A 15524-nucleotide genomic window follows, 5' to 3' on the forward strand; every position below is an offset into this window, starting at 1 on the left:
TCCTTGAATGCAGTGAATCACTGCGACTGCTTATGCACCATATATCTTGGAGGGTGTAGCGCTGGTTAACCAAACTGCGCCTAACTGTCCGGCTCCTCATCGTGATGAGCCAGATGTCCGTCCCATTCCCCGGGCGGGATCTTAGGTTCGGGCGGATCCGCGATGTACGAGGGAGTCATGATCTGCACGTTATTCTCGTTGAATACGGCCACAATGTTGCGATGCAGGTCCGAGCGGATCTTGGGAATGATACTGCCCCGCGTAGTGTATCCGTTGATCTGATAGTTGATCGCGTAGTCGGCCAGCGCGGTCCACAGGACAAAGGGTTCGGGTTTGGACTTGATCCCCTTGGTGCGATTGGCGGCCTCGATCAGCATTGCCTCGATCTTTTCGGGTGGCTCTTCATAGCCGATGCCAACGGTTGTGTGCAGCAACAGCCCGCTGCCATCTGTTTTCTTCGAAAAATTCACCACGTCTGAATTCATCAGCTGCGCGTTGGGGATCGAGATCAACTCGTTCTTGATGGATTTCAGATGTGTTTCCATCAGCTTGATCTGCACCACGTCGCCGATGTGATCCCCGATCTGAATACGGTCCCCGATCGAGGTTGAGCGGCGATAGATCACGAATAGCCCGGCCAGCATGTTCGACACGACCGAGTTCGCGCCCAATGACAGCATCGCACCGACCAGAATGGTCAGGCCTTGAAACGCCGCCGAATCCGAGCCTGGAATGTAGGGCACGGCAAAGACCAGTGCGATCAGGATCACGACAACTCGGGCGATGTTGAAGGTGGGGTTAACCCAATGCTTCTCAAAATCCCCCATATCGAACGATCCGGCTTCGACTGCGTCGAAGAAGACCCGCATGCCCTTGATAATATACATAGTTACCCATGCGATCAGGCCAAGCATGATCATGTTCGGGATATAGCTGAGGATGCCTTGGAAGATCAGAAGGACCGGCTCGGTTAGATAGGTCAGCAGCAATTGCGCGAAATACCGGGTTTCGGCAAAGGCCAGTAGGACAAAAGACAGGTAGTAGTAGAAACCCAGGAAGAAAATCACCAAAAGGACGAAATTAAGCCCGTAGCGCACCAAGGCTGCAATGGCCTCGGCTTGAACGCTCTTGGCCGTGGCGGTTTCCACGTCCTTAAGGTAGCGCTTCACGAATCTCAGTGTCCGCCGCCGGATTCTGCGGTGCAGCCAAAAGATCACAACCACAAAGACAACAAAGCCCAAGGTCCAAGCTGCGGCTTCGATAGCGCCTGAAACCCGCGCCTGTTCAGTTCGGTTCAAACGGTAGGCCTCAATAGCCTGTTTGATTGCATTGCCGTGCAGAACGCTGACAACGCTGAGTTCCATCTGGTCCAATTCTGCATCGGCTTCGGTGACGATCGAAACCCGTTCACCATCAACCAGAAGCCAGGTGCCGAACTCGGTTTCCTCAAAGCTGATAGTCACCTCGGACGCGTCCGACGCTTCGGCGATTTCTATGATCTTGTCTTGAACTTCTTCGGCACGCTCGGGGGCGGGTAGTGCGCTTGAGCCTCGAACCTGAAACAGAACGTCCCCGTCTATTATAACTGGGGCCATAAAAGTTTCCGATTCAGCAGCTTCTGGCGCAGGCGCATCGGTCGGTGACTCTTGTGCCCGGACAGGTTGGCTTAGCCAAAGGGCTGCCGCCATTGCAGTGAGAAAATAACGTAGCAAATGGAAGGGTTTGAATTGCCGTGCCATGTGTCCCCCTTGTTTGGAACTATACCCGGTTTAAACAGTGTTCCTAGGACATATCTGCAACGTTTTGACGGTTCTTGTGGCGGCAGGTGTGCGTTCAGGTGGGTCACGCTGCCGCCATTGCTTGCAAACACGCATATCAGCGCATAGGTTCCCGCCAAATTTGCGGAACGGTGCCGCAGGTCAAAGAAAAAGGAATATCCCATGGAAGGTGGCGCAATCGCCCAGTTTCTCCCGCTGATCCTGATCTTCGCGATCATGTATTTCCTGCTGATCCGTCCGCAGCAAAAGAAGATGAAAGAGCACCAGGCCATGGTCGAAGCCGTGCGCCGTGGCGATCAGGTCGTCACACAGGGTGGTCTGATCGGCAAGGTGTCGAAGGTCAAGGAAGGCGACAACGAGATCGAGGTCGAGATCGCCGAGGGCGTTAAGGTTCGTGTGGTCAAGTCAACCATCGCTCAGGTTCTGAACAAGACCGAACCTGCGAAGTAACTTCGCCTTACAATTCCTTGAAAAGGCAGGGTTATGCTGCAAATTGATACCTGGAAGCGGGTTCTGATCTGGCTGGTCTGTGTGACCGGCCTGCTCTTGGCTCTGCCGAATGCGTTCTACACGCGGGTCGAACAATCCAACGACGCCAAAGCCGCGATTGAGCTTGGCGCGGATACGCCCGAAAATCAGGCCGAGGCGGCGCAGTGGCCGAACTGGCTGCCGTCCTCCCTGGTCAATCTGGGCCTCGATCTGCGGGGCGGTGCGCATCTGCTGGCCGAGGTCAAGGTCGAGGATGTCTACGAATCCCGCATGGAGGCGATGTGGCCCGAAATCCGCGACGCCCTGCGGGATGAGCGTTCCACCGTTGGTACGATCCGTCGTCAGGACTCGGACCCCGATCAGATTCGCGTCCGCATCAGCCAGCCCGAGGGGATGTCTCGTGCGCTCGAAACCGTTCGTGGTCTGGCCCGTCAGGTTCAGACGCTGACAGGTGTCGGTGCGACCGATATCGAAGCTTTTGCCAATGGCGACACAATCGTTGTGCAGCTCTCCGAGGCGGAGAAGCTGGCCTCGGACGATCGCACCGTGCGTCAATCGCTTGAGATCGTGCGCCGCCGGATTGACGAGGTTGGTACGCGTGAACCCACCATTCAGCGCCAAGGTGCAGACCGTATCCTGATTCAGGTTCCCGGGATCGGAAGTGCAGGCGAGCTGAAAGAGATCATCGGCACGACGGCGCAGCTGACTTTCAACCCGGTTGTCGGTCGTGGCACGGACCCGGATGCCGTTGCAGGCATCGGTGAAGAAGTGGTGCCGTCGATTGACGAAAGCGGTGTGTACTACACGCTTGAATCCTCTCCTGTCGTGACTGGGGAGGAACTGGTTGATGCGCAGCCCTCGTTTGATCAGAACGGACGTCCCGCCGTCAGTTTCCGGTTCAACACATCGGGCGCGCGCAAATTCGGCGACTACACGCTGGAAAATATCGGCGCACCTTTCGCGATTGTGTTGGATGATGAGGTGATCTCGGCCCCTGTGATCCAAAGCCACATTCCCGGCGGCTCAGGCATCATCACCGGCAACTTCACGGTCGAGGAAAGCACCAATCTCGCCATCCTGCTGCGGGCAGGGGCCTTGCCTGCCGAGCTGGAGTTCCTCGAAGAACGCACCATCGGCCCCGAATTGGGTCAGGACAGCATAGACGCCGGTAAAGTCGCCACTATGGTAGCCTTTGCCGCGGTGCTGGTGTTCATGGCGCTCAGCTACGGTTTGTTTGGCCTTTTCGCCAACATTGCCTTGATCATCAACGTGGGCCTTTTGTTCGGACTGCTGTCGCTGATCGGCGCCACGCTGACCCTGCCGGGCATTGCGGGTATTGTTCTGACGGTCGGTATGGCCGTGGACGCCAACGTGCTGATTTTCGAACGTATCCGAGAGGAACTGAAATCTGCCAAAGGTCCCGCGCGTGCGATTGAGCTGGGCTATGAAAAGGCCCTGTCGGCCATCGCGGATGCCAACGTGACCACCTTCATCACGGCGGTGATCCTGTTTGCCATGGGCAGCGGCCCCGTGCGCGGATTCGCCATCACTCTGGGCCTGGGTATCCTGACCTCGGTCTTCACCGCGATCTTCGTGACGCGCCTGATGGTCGTCATGTGGTTCGAACGCCGCCGTCCGAAAACGATCGAGGTTTGATGATGAGACTGAAACTCGTACCCCAAAGCACCTCGTTCGATTTCTTCAGCCGCTGGAAGCTCTGGCTGGGCATTTCGGCCCTGATGATGGTTGTGGCCTTTGCCTCATTCATGTTGCAGGGTTTGAATTTCGGCATCGACTTCCGGGGCGGCACAACGATCCGTACCGAAAGCACCCAGCCGATTGACGTGGGTGTCTATCGCGACGCAATTGCACCTCTCGAACTGGGCGACGTCTCAATCACTGAGATTTTTGACCCGACCTTCGGACCGGAAGACAACGTTGCAATGATCCGCATTCAGGCACAGGCAGATGCAGAAGCTGTCGAAGCCTCGACCATCACAGCTGTTGAGGGCGCGTTGCAGGCCGTGATCCCCGATATCCAATTCGTATCGGTGGAGTCGGTTGGCCCCAAAGTCTCGGGCGAGTTGATCCAGACAGCCGTGATCGCCATCGTTTTGGCCATCGGAGCGGTGCTCGTCTATATCTGGCTGCGGTTCGAATGGCAGTTCGCTCTTGGCGCGGTCGCGGCACTTGTGCATGACGTGATCCTGACCATCGGCATCTTCTCCGAGCTTCAAATCCGCTTCGATCTGGCCATCATCGCGGCGCTTCTGACCATCGTGGGTTACTCACTTAATGACACCGTAGTCGTGTTTGACCGGGTGCGTGAAAACCTGCGGAAGTATAAGAAGAAAGACCTCAAAGAGGTTCTTAACATCTCGATCAACGAAACCCTCAGCCGGACGGTGATGACCTCGGTCACGACCCTGCTGGCGCTGATCTCGCTCTACGTGCTGGGCGGTGACGTGATCCGCGGCTTTGTCTTCGCGATGATCTGGGGTGTGATCGTGGGGACCTATTCGTCGGTCTTCGTGGCCTCGACCATCCTGCTGTGGCTGGGCGTCAAGCGCGACTGGTCCAAGCCGTCGAACAACGCAGGCAACCAGTTTGCCAACGTAGATGCCTGAGTTCTTCGGCCAGTCCCCACAGGGTCTGGCCGTTGTCTTATTCGCAGCCTTTCTTGGGGGCGTCGTTCGCGGTTTCTCGGGGTTTGGCACCGCTTTGGTTTTCCTGCCTATCGCCACCCCATATCTCGGCCCGTTCGGAGCGCTGATCGGCCTGACGATCATGGATATCTTTGGCCCCTTGCCGAATCTGCGCCGGGCTTGGAGCGCTGTGAACAAGGGCGATCTGACACGCCTTCTGCTCGGCTGCGCTCTTGTCCTTCCGCTGGGGCTTTGGGTGCTGACGCAGGTCGCGCCCGAGGTTTTCCGCTATGCGGTCAGCGGTCTGGCCCTTGCAATGCTGGCCATTCTGATCCTAGGCCTGCGATATCACGGTCATGTCGGCCGCGTGATGGTCACGGGTATCGGCGGAGCCGCCGGGTTTCTTGGCGGTGTCGCAGGGCTCCCTGGTCCGGCCGTCATCCTGTTCTACATGTCGCGCCCACTGCCGGTGGATGTCATTCGCGCGACAATCCTGTTGTTTCTGTTCGGGTTCGACTTCCTGCTACTCGGCTATCTTACCGGCATGGCGCAGGTCACCCTCGCCGCTGCTGGGCTGGGGCTTCTTCTGGCGCTACCCAACCTGCTGGGCAATTGGCTGGGCGGGTGGCTTTTTCGACCAGACCGAGAGCGCCTCTACCGCGCGGCCGCCTATCTGGCGATTGCGCTGGCTGCCTTGTCCGGCCTGCCGCTTTGGGGGTAAATACTGCGCATGCGACTGAATGAGATCAACTATACCAACGCCGAACCCGTGGACGGATACGGCCCCGGCTTTTTCCGGATCGGAGGGCGCGTTCATCAAGGCGCAGTGCTGACTGGCCCGACGGGAACGCAGGTGTGGGGCGGATACTCAGACGACGAGCCACTGAGCGAACTGTCCGAGCTCGTTGACGTCCTGTTCATAGGAACCGGAGAAGAGCTGGTCCATATCCCGCCCGAGCTGCGCCAAACTCTCGAGTCCGCCGGGATCGGCGTCGAGATCATGAACTCACCCGCCGCCTGCCGCACCTACAACGTCCTTCTATCCGAAGGTCGCCGCATCGCGCTCGCTCTGATCCCCGTCTGACGGGATCCTCTTCATCTGGCCCAAAATATCTCGGGGAGCGCGAGGGGCAGCGCCCCTCGCATTCTAGCACCCCAGACGCGCCACCTTCGTCACCTGCGTCAAATCCAACCTTTTGCCTGCGTCCCCAATCGGATAAGCGAGTCTCATGACACTATCCGTTTCCGATCTGACCATCACCCGTGGTGGCGTGCCCGTGCTCGAGAGGGTGAGCTTCAAACTCACCCCCGGTCGGGCGCTGATTTTGCGTGGGCCAAACGGAATCGGCAAAACAACACTCCTCCGCTCTTTAGCGGGGTTACAGCCTGCTTTGGCGGGACAGATCGAAGGGGCAGAGGACCAAATAGCTTACGCCTCGCATTCCGATGGTTTGAAGCCAACCCTGACAGTGGTCGAAAACCTCGCCTTCTGGGCGTCGGTCTTTGGTACCTATGACATCCAGCCAGCACTAGACGCCTTTGCGCTGAATGAACTGTCCGATCGCCATGCGGGCAACCTGTCGGCAGGGCAAAAGCGCCGGCTGGGCCTTGCACGGATGCTGGTCACGGGGCGGCCGATCTGGATGCTGGACGAACCAACCGTCTCGCTCGACAAAAACGCCGTTCAGATGTTCGCCAGCGCCGTGCGTGGGCATTTGGGGCAGGGCGGCTCGGCCCTGATCGCAACCCATATCGACCTCGGCCTCGACGGAGAGATTCTGGACGTCGGTCCCTACAAGGCCAAGCCGCAACCTATCGATGACTTCGACGGAGGCTTCCTGTGATCGCCCTGTTGCTGCGCGACCTGAAGCTGGCCTTCCGCGCAGGCGGAGGCTTTGGTCTCGGCCTGGCCTTCTTCCTGATCGTAACGGTTCTGGTGCCTTTTGCTGTCGGTCCACAATCGTCCCTACTCTCGACCATCGCGCCGGGAATTCTATGGCTGGGTGCTTTGCTGGCCTGCCTGTTGTCCCTCGACCGCCTTCTGGCCTTGGATTGGGAGGATGGCTCGCTGGACCTTTTGGCCACCGCTCCTCTGCCGCTAGAGGCCGTCGTCTCGATCAAAGCGCTGGCGCATTGGATCACGACCGGTTTACCTCTGGTTCTTGCGGCACCGTTTTTGGGCGTCTTGCTGAACCTTCCCACGCCGGGGTTCTTCTGGCTGGTGATCTCGCTCCTGCTCGGCACGCCCGCCATGAGCGTCATCGGCACATTCGGCGCAGCCCTGACCGTCGGCCTGAAACGCGGTGGCCTGCTGTTGTCACTGCTGGTTCTACCGCTATACGTCCCAACCCTGATCTTCGGCGCAGAAGTCGCCCGCCGGGGTGCCGCCGGGATGGAGACCCAAACCCCACTTCTGATGCTGGCGGGGATCACGATGGCCACGATCGCTCTGCTTCCATTTGCCAGCGCAGCGGTCCTGCGCATCAATCTGCGGTGAAGCGCCACAACTTTGAGCAAGGTCAATTGAGAATGAACCCGAGTCAGACTAAATAACGGCCATGTCTATCGCAGCCAAAGCCAACGCCCTCTGGGAATATGCCAACCCGCGCAAGTTTCTTGCCACCAGCGAGCGTGTCTTGCCCTTTTTCTGGATCACCTCCGCGGTTTGCATCGTGGTGGGGTTGATCTGGGGCTTCTTCTTCACGCCGGACGACTTCCGGCAGGGCTCGACAGTCAAGATCATCTACTTGCACGTCCCATCGGCCCTGATGGCGATCAATTGCTGGCTGATGATGCTGGTAACGTCGTTGATCTGGCTGGTGCGGCGCCATCACGTCAGCGCTCTGGCCGCGCGAGCCGCCGCACCCGTGGGCATCGTGATGACCCTGATCGCATTGGCGACCGGAGCGATTTGGGGCCAGCCGATGTGGGGTACATGGTGGGCCTGGGATCCGCGCCTGACTTCGTTCCTGATCTTGTTTCTGTTCTATCTCGGCTACGTCGCCTTGTGGGAGGCGATCGAGGATCCAGACACCGCCGCCGACCTGACCTCGGTCCTGTGTCTTGTGGGATCAGTCTTCGCAATCCTCAGCCGCTATGCGGTGAACTTCTGGAATCAGGGGCTGCACCAGGGTGCCTCGGTCATGCGAGCCGGAGCGGTCACGGGAACGGACACCGAAGAGAAAGTTAGCAACGTTTTCTTCTATCCATTGCTGACCTGCATCATTGGCTTCGTTCTGCTGTTCATCGCATTGGTTCTGTATCGCACCGGCACAGAAATCCGCGCGCGTCGGGTCAAAGCGCTGCTGGCACGTGAAAGGGTGGGCGCATGATGCCTGATCTTGGAAAATACGCGGACGCTGTCTTGTCGTCCTACGCTGCTTCGATCCTGCTGCTCGTGGCGCTGGTCGTCTTTAGCGTGATCCGGGGACGCAAAGTGCGGGCCGAGATGGAGAAAATCGAACAAAGGATGTCGCGCAATGGCTAAGATTTCGCCTTTGATGGTCGCCCCGCCTTTGATTTTTGGTGCTTTTGCCGTTCTGGCCGGGATCGGTATGTTCCGAGACGACCCCAACGCTCTTCCATCTGCCCGCGAAGGGCAACCCGCCCCTCCGGTCGTCCTGACCGAGTTTCCGGGCAAAACGCCTTTCGACGACGCGACCCTGCGGGACGGGCAGGTCAAGCTGGTCAACTACTGGGCCAGCTGGTGTGCCCCCTGTCGCGCAGAGCATCCAAACCTTGAGGCGCTGTCGAACGAAGGCATCCCGGTCTACGGCGTCAACTACAAAGACAAGTTGGACAATGCGCAAAGCTTTCTGACTGAATTGGGCGATCCCTATACCGGCATCGGTCGCGACGAGCAGGGCCGCATGGCTTTGGATTGGGGGCTTTACGGCGTTCCCGAAACCTATGTGATCGACGGGGAAGGCACCGTGGTCCTGCGTTTCGCCGGTCCGATCACCCAACGTGTGATCGAAAGCACGATCCGCCCGGCGCTTGAAAAAGCGGCTGGCGGTTAGAGCCTGTAGCCACCGGTCACAGCCAAGGTCTCACCCGTGATGAACGCGGCGTCGTCTGACGCCAAGAACCTTACGGCCTTCGCGATATCCTCGGGCCTCCCGATCCGCCCTATGGCCGTGTTCTCGACGAACAAAGCGGTCAAGTCTTCGGTGCGTGGGTCTTCGGGGATGTTAATCGCCCCCGGTGCCACAGCATTAACCCGGATACCCTGAGGCCCAAGTTCCTTTGCCATCCCGCGTGTCCACAGGTTGAGGGCCGCCTTGCTTGCCCCATAAATCACCGCGTCTTTCGGTGGCAAAACGGCGTTCATCGAGGAAATGCTGACAATCGCCGAGTCCGGTTTCAAATGAGGTAGAGCAGCCGCCAACAAAGCAGCGGGGACCAGCAGATTTAAATCCAAAATGGAGCGATGATCTTCCCAGTCAAAATCCTCTTTCGGTGTGGACCGGACCAAACCCGCATTGTTCACGATCACGTCCAGCCGCCCGAAACGTTCCACAACGTCGCGTATAGCCGCTTCAGGCTGTCCGTCCTGCGTCAGATCAGACCGTATCGGTTGCAAACCTTCCCCTTCCAACACCCGATCGGGTTCGGTTGAAAACCATGTGAAAGCAACTCGATGATCGCGCCGTAAGTCTTCCACGATGGCGCGCCCGATCCCCCGCGCGCCGCCGGTTACCAAAGCCACTTTGTCCATACCAACCTCCCGCATAAGGTTGATAGTCCACTTAGGACACAATCAACTTCTTCTGTTCACAAATACCTTGGAGCGCGAGGCAGAGTCTCGCAAAAAAAAGGACGCCGGTCGGCGTCCTCCTCAGTCTGTGGATCAACACCGCGTCAACCCGCCTTCGCGAGGTTGCGCAACACATAGTGCAGAACACCACCGTTCTCGATGTATTCGATCTCAGGGGCTGTATCTATGCGGCATTTCAGGGTGATGGTCTTCTCGGTCCCGTCGCCATAGGTGATGGTGCAGGGCACCTCCTGCAGCGGTTCAATCGTGTCCAGACCGTGGATCGAGACCGTTTCATCCCCTTTTAGACCAAGCGTTTTGCGCGTGTCTCCGCCGGTGAACTCAAACGGAATCACGCCCATGCCCACCAGGTTTGAACGGTGGATACGCTCAAAACTCTCGGCAATCACGGCTTTGATACCCAGCAGAGCGGTCCCCTTCGCGGCCCAGTCACGGGAAGAGCCCGCGCCATATTGCTCACCTCCGAAAACGACCAGAGGGGTGCCATTCGCCTGATACGCCATCGACGCGTCGTAGATCGAGGTCTGCGCGCCATCTGGCCCCTTGGTGTAACCACCTTCAACCCCGTCCAGCATCTCGTTCTTGATGCGGATATTGGCGAAGGTGCCGCGCATCATGACCTCATGGTTGCCCCGGCGCGAGCCGTAGGAGTTGAACTCACGCGGCTGCACCTGACGTTCCATCAGGTACTGACCGGCGGGCGAGGTCGTGGCAAACGATCCAGCGGGTGAGATATGGTCGGTCGTGACCATATCACCGAGGATCGCCAGCACCTTGGCCCCCTCGATGTTCGAGATCGTGCCCGGCTCAGCCCCCATGCCCTGAAAATAGGGCGGGTTCTGGATATAGGTCGAGGTCGGCGGCCAGTCATAGGTTTCCTGCTGCGGAACCTCGACCTCACGCCATTTCTCATCCCCTTTGAAAACGTCGGCATATTTCGACTGGAACGCCTCGCGGGTGACGGTTGCTTCGACCAACTCCGCGATTTCGCTCTGGCTGGGCCAGATGTCCTTCATAAAGACGTCATTGCCGTCCCGATCCTGACCGATGGGTTCGGAGGTCAGGTCAATATCCATGGTGCCTGCCAGCGCATAGACAACGACCAGAGGCGGCGAGGCCAGATAGTTGGCGCGCACATCCGGCGAGATCCGCCCTTCGAAGTTACGGTTGCCCGAGAGAACCGAGGTGGCGACAAGATCGCCATCGGAAATAGCTTCGCTGATTTCTCGCTGGATCGGACCCGAGTTACCGATACAGGTGGTGCAGCCATAGCCCACAAGGTTGAACCCGATCTTGTCCAGATCGTCTTGCAGACCCGCCGCCTCAAGATAGGCGGAAACCACCTGCGATCCCGGCGCAAGCGAGGTCTTCACCCATGGCTTTCGGTCCAGACCCAGCGCGGCGGCCTTGCGGGCTACAAGACCCGCTCCGATCATCACATAGGGGTTCGAGGTGTTGGTGCAGGAGGTGATCGAGGCGATCACGACCTTGCCTGATTCCATACCGTAGTTCTCGCCTTTGACTTCGACCTGCTTGCCCATCGGGCGTTTGAAGGTCTTCTCCATCTCGTTCAGGAACGCGGCCTTCGCTTCCGTCAGCGCCACATAGTCCTGCGGACGTTTCGGCCCCGAGATCGCAGGCACAATGGTGCCCATATCTAGTGACAGGGTGTCGGTATAGATCGGCGCGTAGTTCTCATCACGCCACAGCCCGTTTTCCTTGGCATAGGCTTCGACCAGCGCAAGTCGCTCTTCGTCGCGCCCGGTATTGCGCATGTAGCGCAGGGTTTCGCCGTCGATTGGGAAGAAGCCGCAGGTTGCGCCATATTCGGGGGCCATGTTGGCGATCGTGGCACGGTCGGCCAGCGGAAGGCGATCCAGACCATCGCCGTAGAATTCGACGAATTTTCCAACCACGCCCTTTTCACGCAGCATCTCGACTACTTTCAGCACAAGGTCAGTGCCGGTAGTGCCCTCGACCATCGCGCCGGTCAGTTCAAAGCCCACGACCTCGGGGATCAACATCGAGATCGGCTGGCCGAGCATCGCTGCCTCAGCCTCGATCCCGCCGACGCCCCATCCCAGAACGGCCATGCCGTTGACCATAGTGGTGTGGCTGTCGGTGCCCACGAGGGTGTCGGGATAGGCGACCTCTTCGCCATTCTGATCAGTATCCGTCCAAACGGTTTGGGCCAAATATTCTAGGTTCACCTGATGGCAGATGCCGGTGCCGGGCGGAACGACGCGGAAATTGTTGAACGCGTTCTGACCCCATTTCAGGAACTGGTAGCGCTCCATGTTGCGCTCATATTCTCGGTCCACATTCATCTGGAACGCACGCGGGTTGCCGAACTCGTCGATCATGACCGAGTGGTCGATGACCAGATCCACCGGATTCAGCGGATTGATTTTTTGCGCATCACCGCCCAGAGCTTTGATCCCGTCGCGCATGGCGGCCAGATCAACCACGGCAGGCACTCCGGTGAAATCCTGCATAAGCACCCTGGCAGGGCGATAGGCGATCTCGCGCGGATTCTTGCCTCCGTTTTCACCCCATTCCGCAAAGGCCTTGATGTCGTCGACCGAGACAGAGAACCCGTCATCCTCGAACCGTAGCATGTTTTCCAGCACCACTTTCAGCGCGGCGGGCAACTTGGAAAAATCTCCCAGACCGGCCTCTTGGGCGGCGGGGATGGAGTAATAGGAAATGGTTTTGCCATTCACGCTCAGGCTGCGGCGTGTCTTGGCGTTATCCTGTCCGGTTTTGATAGGCATCCTTTGGCCTCCCTTTCAAATGACTTGGAAAATGGGATTCGCTGCGGTTTATCTTGATCACGTTTGTCCGGGGTTCAAGCGTCAGTTACTGACAAGATGAAAGTGTATACTGTGGTATGCAAATTCAAGTGCAGGAGGTCGCCTCGTCTCAAGAAACCTTGATTGGAGCTTGAAGAGTAAAACGTTTATCCGTTTTGCAAGATTTTCAAGCCGAGGGGACTCATGTTCAAATCTGCCCTAGCAGCTGCCATTCTATCCGCCTGTGCCGCCTTTTCAGTATCGGCGCAAGAGGATCCGGTTGTGATCGAGCTGTTCACCTCGCAAGGATGTTCGTCCTGCCCTCCGGCGGATCGGCTTTTGCATGAGCTGATAAAGCGCGATGACGTGATCGGGCTGGCGCTGCATGTGGACTATTGGGATTACATCGGCTGGAAGGACGAATACGCCATTCCTGATCATACGTCGCGGCAACGGGCCTATGCCCGCAATGGTGGTCGGTCGATGATCTACACGCCACAGATGGTGATCAACGGACAGCATGATGTAGTTGGCGCGAAGACGCAGGAATTGGATCGGCTGATCAAGGCGCATCTGATCGCCGCGCCCACAGCCGAAGTGCGGGCCGAGCGTTCGGGGCAAGAGGTGACGGTACGCGTGACCCCGATCGACTTGCCTGCTGGGGATAACTACGACGTGCGGGTCGTCCAGTACACGCCGCTGCGTCATGCCTCGATACGGCGTGGAGAGCTTGCGGGCCATAACCTCGACTATGCCAATGTGGTGGAAAGCTGGCAGATGGCCGGGCGCTGGGATGGGGTCAATGAGCAGGCGTTTTCAGCACAGTTGGATTCGGACTTGCCAGCGGTTGTTTTGGTGCAACGGGCAGGTCACGGGCCAATCATCGCGGCCGCGCATGTGAAGTGATCAGGGCATGTCTTCGGGCTGAACGCCAAGTCCGTTCCAGGCCTTCCAGCGGCGGTGAATCCAGAACCATTGGCCCATATGCTGGCGCACCATTTCTTCCAGATCGTCGTTGATATGCTGCGTCATGGTTCTGGGGTCGGAATGTGGCACCGGGTCGTGTAACACGATCTCGAAATCCAGACCATTGGGTTGGCGAACTGCGTAGCAGGGGATCATGACCGCATTGAACTTCATCGCAAGTTCGGCATTCAGCAGGGATGTGACGGCGGGTTTACCAAAGAACATTAACTCCTCCCCGCCATGAACGTGCAGGTCCGAGACGATGGCGATCATTTCGCCGCCTTTGAGGGAACGCACCATCTCAACCATCCCACGCCGGCCCTGTTCGAACATGGGTGAGCCGGTTTTGTAGAAGGCTTTGACATAGGCCTCGTTGAAATAAGGGTTGGCCATGCGACGGTATAGGCAGCCTATTTGGCGCCCGCTGCGGGCCTGAAGCGCGATTCGCGCTGCCAGGTAGTGCCCGAAATGCGCTGCGATGATCATGACCGGTCGCCCCTCGGCGGCAGCGGCATCAAAAGCAGCCACACCGGGGCCGGATGTCTTGGCGTTGCGTTGGCGCGCCGTGAACCCTTCGGGCGAGAAGTGTTCCATCATGGCCCGGCCTGCATTGTCCGAGACCTCAGCCGAGATACGGTTAATGTCACGATCTGAAAGCTCAGGGCAGGTGAGTTTCAGGTTGCCTCGGACCCGTTTTCGGAACCCCACCAGCGGGGCCAATCCGCGCACCAAGGTCCCCATTGCCGCGATGCGGGTTCCATAGGGCAGCAACCGCATCCCACCGATTACGCCTTTCAGGAACAGACTGGCGACATAGTATTTCCCAAGCTCAAACCGGCTGAGCTCTGACTTTTCGACAGGCATGGAGGTGTCTCACGGCGTGTTGCGTTTTGCTGGGCCAGACATACAGGCCCGGCCCGGCAAGCTCAAGCACTCTGCCGGTTGAGGTCAGTCTTCGTCTTCTTCCGGCTCGACCAATGTCAGCGTGCCATCGTCTACCAAGGCGCGAATTGCGCCTACGATCTCGGTCATGGCCTCTTCGGCCTCGGACTGTTTGACGCGCCCGCGTTCAGCCATTTCGTCGCGCAGATTGTCGGCCATACGGGAAGAGATGCTGGACAGGATGAACTCGACTGACGCCTTGTCTTTATCGGCAGCGGCCCCCGCCAACGCGGTGACAAGGCTGGCTTGTTCGACCCCGCGCAGAATGGCGGGCACATCGCGCGCGGCGATACGGGCCGGGATATGCGCGAAAGTGAAGATGGATTGACGCACGATATCCGCGAATTCGGCATCTTCTTCGTTCAGGGCCGTCAGCAGCCCATTGCGGGTCGAGGCCGCCGATTGGTTCAGGATCGCCCCTACGCGCGCACCGGGGCCATCGGAAAACGCCTGCGACGGGCGTTGATCCAGTTGAGCAGCCAGCGACCAGCCGATCCGTTCCACCGCTTCAGGGGTCACATTGGCCGTTTTGGAGATAGCATAGGTGATGCGTCGCGCAATGGGGCCGGGCAGGTGCCCCAGCAATTGCGCGGCTTTGGCCGTGTCGAGCTTGGACAGCATCACGGCGGCCACCTCAGTGCTTTCTGCCTGCGCCATCTGGGCCAGATCCTCGGCCGAAATTTCTCGCAGTCTTTGCCACGGATCACCAATCTGACGCACGCCGGCGATCTTGCGCAATCTCGCTGCGGTGGCGGGGGCAATCTTGCCGTTTACCGCATCCAGCGCACCGGCGAGGCCATGGGGGAAGGACAGGCCCACGCTATCCAGCGCGTCGCCAAACTCCTGCGCCACTGCATCCAGCGTCACACGGTCTACAAGACCCATCTGACCCAGTTGATGCGTGAGTGTTTCCTGCAATTCGTCGGGCAGTTCCTCTAGTGGAATGTCCGCTCCTTCATTCAGCAACAGACGCACCACGATAGCGGCCTTTTGGCGATTGCTAAGTGTGCGTGGGACGACGCGGGGCGCTTCGCCCGCCTGACCTGCGCCCGAGTGCTGAGCCCCCGGTGCCACCTGAACCAAAGTATTCATGTCCTGCATCTGCCTGCGGTGCCATAGTTGCGTTCCACAGGCA

The 15524-nt window shown here is 58.7% G+C and carries 16 protein-coding genes; 11 read left to right on the forward strand and 5 right to left on the reverse strand.

Translation table 11 applies throughout. The annotated features are described in order from the left end of the window. Positions 1-80: 80 nt before the first annotated feature. Entirely contained in the window at positions 81-1595 is a 1515-nt protein-coding gene (locus ACR0IP_RS00750) for a mechanosensitive ion channel family protein (RefSeq protein WP_480523253.1), read from the reverse strand. 345 nt (positions 1596-1940) lie between these two features. Here ACR0IP_RS00750 and yajC point away from each other — a divergent pair, with 345 nt between their 5' ends. The 10 genes from yajC to ACR0IP_RS00800 all read left to right on the forward strand — a co-directional run bounded on the left by yajC (position 1941) and on the right by ACR0IP_RS00800 (position 8931). After that, complete coding sequence (yajC, locus tag ACR0IP_RS00755) at positions 1941-2228, forward strand: preprotein translocase subunit YajC (RefSeq protein WP_155151194.1); 288 nt, start codon at positions 1941-1943, stop codon at positions 2226-2228. 33 nt (positions 2229-2261) lie between these two features. Then, complete coding sequence (gene secD / locus ACR0IP_RS00760) at positions 2262-3923, forward strand: protein translocase subunit SecD (protein ID WP_480523256.1); 1662 nt, start codon at positions 2262-2264, stop codon at positions 3921-3923. Positions 3924-3925: 2 nt separating this feature from the next. Next, the gene (gene secF, locus ACR0IP_RS00765; RefSeq protein WP_170374075.1) at positions 3926-4894 is read left to right on the forward strand and encodes a protein translocase subunit SecF; all 969 of its coding nucleotides are present in this window, start codon (positions 3926-3928) and stop codon (positions 4892-4894) included. Continuing rightward, positions 4887-5633: a TSUP family transporter gene (locus tag ACR0IP_RS00770; RefSeq protein ID WP_170374074.1), complete on the forward strand. Its 747-nt coding sequence runs from the start codon at positions 4887-4889 to the stop codon at positions 5631-5633. Before secF ends, ACR0IP_RS00770 begins: the two co-directional genes overlap by 8 nt. A 9-nt stretch (positions 5634-5642) precedes the next feature. Further along, positions 5643-5996 carry an Mth938-like domain-containing protein gene (locus tag ACR0IP_RS00775; protein WP_425083040.1) on the forward strand — a complete coding sequence of 118 codons (354 nt, stop codon included), beginning with the start codon at positions 5643-5645 and terminating at the stop codon, positions 5994-5996. Between the two features lie 145 nt (positions 5997-6141). Next, positions 6142-6756, forward strand: a complete 615-nt coding sequence (gene ccmA / locus ACR0IP_RS00780) for a heme ABC exporter ATP-binding protein CcmA (protein ID WP_480523259.1) — start codon at positions 6142-6144, stop codon at positions 6754-6756. Next, positions 6753-7409, forward strand: a complete 657-nt coding sequence (gene ccmB, locus ACR0IP_RS00785; RefSeq protein ID WP_170374071.1) for a heme exporter protein CcmB — start codon at positions 6753-6755, stop codon at positions 7407-7409. Before ccmA ends, ccmB begins: the two co-directional genes overlap by 4 nt. A 61-nt stretch (positions 7410-7470) precedes the next feature. Further along, positions 7471-8244, forward strand: coding sequence for a heme ABC transporter permease (locus tag ACR0IP_RS00790; protein WP_475215421.1), 774 nt, complete (start codon positions 7471-7473; stop codon positions 8242-8244). Further along, positions 8241-8399 carry a heme exporter protein CcmD gene (ccmD, locus tag ACR0IP_RS00795; protein WP_170374069.1) on the forward strand — a complete coding sequence of 53 codons (159 nt, stop codon included), beginning with the start codon at positions 8241-8243 and terminating at the stop codon, positions 8397-8399. The genes ACR0IP_RS00790 and ccmD overlap by 4 nt, the downstream gene beginning before the upstream one ends. Then, a complete protein-coding gene (locus tag ACR0IP_RS00800) occupies positions 8392-8931 on the forward strand; it encodes a DsbE family thiol:disulfide interchange protein (RefSeq protein ID WP_170374068.1) in 540 nt (179 codons plus the stop codon). Before ccmD ends, ACR0IP_RS00800 begins: the two co-directional genes overlap by 8 nt. Here ACR0IP_RS00800 and ACR0IP_RS00805 read toward each other — a convergent pair. Both ACR0IP_RS00805 and acnA read right to left on the reverse strand, forming a co-directional pair. Continuing rightward, positions 8928-9629 (reverse strand): SDR family oxidoreductase, encoded by a 702-nt coding sequence (locus tag ACR0IP_RS00805; protein ID WP_170374067.1) that lies wholly within the window; start codon positions 9627-9629, stop codon positions 8928-8930. The two genes, ACR0IP_RS00800 and ACR0IP_RS00805, sit on opposite strands and share 4 nt — an antisense overlap. Before the next feature lie 143 nt (positions 9630-9772). Continuing rightward, entirely contained in the window at positions 9773-12463 is a 2691-nt protein-coding gene (gene acnA, locus ACR0IP_RS00810; RefSeq protein ID WP_480523262.1) for an aconitate hydratase AcnA, read from the reverse strand. 222 nt (positions 12464-12685) lie between these two features. Here acnA and ACR0IP_RS00815 point away from each other — a divergent pair, with 222 nt between their 5' ends. Further along, complete coding sequence (locus ACR0IP_RS00815; protein WP_170766949.1) at positions 12686-13387, forward strand: DUF1223 domain-containing protein; 702 nt, start codon at positions 12686-12688, stop codon at positions 13385-13387. Here ACR0IP_RS00815 and ACR0IP_RS00820 read toward each other — a convergent pair whose 3' ends face one another. Both ACR0IP_RS00820 and ACR0IP_RS00825 read right to left on the reverse strand, forming a co-directional pair. Beyond that, positions 13388-14311: a lysophospholipid acyltransferase family protein gene (locus tag ACR0IP_RS00820; protein ID WP_480523264.1), complete on the reverse strand. Its 924-nt coding sequence runs from the start codon at positions 14309-14311 to the stop codon at positions 13388-13390. An 84-nt stretch (positions 14312-14395) separates the two neighbouring features. Further along, entirely contained in the window at positions 14396-15481 is a 1086-nt protein-coding gene (locus ACR0IP_RS00825; RefSeq protein WP_480523266.1) for a flagellar motor switch protein FliG, read from the reverse strand. Positions 15482-15524: the final 43 nt, after the last annotated feature.

It is taken from the genome of Ruegeria sp. AL11 (assembly GCF_056540865.1).

Excerpts from the sequence above, each read along its gene's own strand:
- ACR0IP_RS00750 (WP_480523253.1), bottom strand. The coding sequence starts at position 1,595 with ATGGCCCCAGTTATAATAGACGGGGACGTTCTGTTTCAGGTTCGAGGC.
- yajC (WP_155151194.1), top strand. The coding sequence starts at position 1,941 with ATGGAAGGTGGCGCAATCGCCCAGTTTCTCCCGCTGATCCTGATCTTC.
- secD (WP_480523256.1), top strand. The coding sequence starts at position 2,262 with ATGCTGCAAATTGATACCTGGAAGCGGGTTCTGATCTGGCTGGTCTGT.
- secF (WP_170374075.1), top strand. The coding sequence starts at position 3,926 with ATGAGACTGAAACTCGTACCCCAAAGCACCTCGTTCGATTTCTTCAGC.
- ACR0IP_RS00770 (WP_170374074.1), top strand. The coding sequence starts at position 4,887 with ATGCCTGAGTTCTTCGGCCAGTCCCCACAGGGTCTGGCCGTTGTCTTA.
- ACR0IP_RS00775 (WP_425083040.1), top strand. The coding sequence starts at position 5,643 with ATGCGACTGAATGAGATCAACTATACCAACGCCGAACCCGTGGACGGA.
- ccmA (WP_480523259.1), top strand. The coding sequence starts at position 6,142 with ATGACACTATCCGTTTCCGATCTGACCATCACCCGTGGTGGCGTGCCC.
- ACR0IP_RS00790 (WP_475215421.1), top strand. The coding sequence starts at position 7,471 with ATGTCTATCGCAGCCAAAGCCAACGCCCTCTGGGAATATGCCAACCCG.
- ccmD (WP_170374069.1), top strand. The coding sequence starts at position 8,241 with ATGATGCCTGATCTTGGAAAATACGCGGACGCTGTCTTGTCGTCCTAC.
- ACR0IP_RS00800 (WP_170374068.1), top strand. The coding sequence starts at position 8,392 with ATGGCTAAGATTTCGCCTTTGATGGTCGCCCCGCCTTTGATTTTTGGT.
- ACR0IP_RS00805 (WP_170374067.1), bottom strand. The coding sequence starts at position 9,629 with ATGGACAAAGTGGCTTTGGTAACCGGCGGCGCGCGGGGGATCGGGCGC.
- acnA (WP_480523262.1), bottom strand. The coding sequence starts at position 12,463 with ATGCCTATCAAAACCGGACAGGATAACGCCAAGACACGCCGCAGCCTG.
- ACR0IP_RS00815 (WP_170766949.1), top strand. The coding sequence starts at position 12,686 with ATGTTCAAATCTGCCCTAGCAGCTGCCATTCTATCCGCCTGTGCCGCC.
- ACR0IP_RS00820 (WP_480523264.1), bottom strand. The coding sequence starts at position 14,311 with ATGCCTGTCGAAAAGTCAGAGCTCAGCCGGTTTGAGCTTGGGAAATAC.
- ACR0IP_RS00825 (WP_480523266.1), bottom strand. The coding sequence starts at position 15,481 with ATGAATACTTTGGTTCAGGTGGCACCGGGGGCTCAGCACTCGGGCGCA.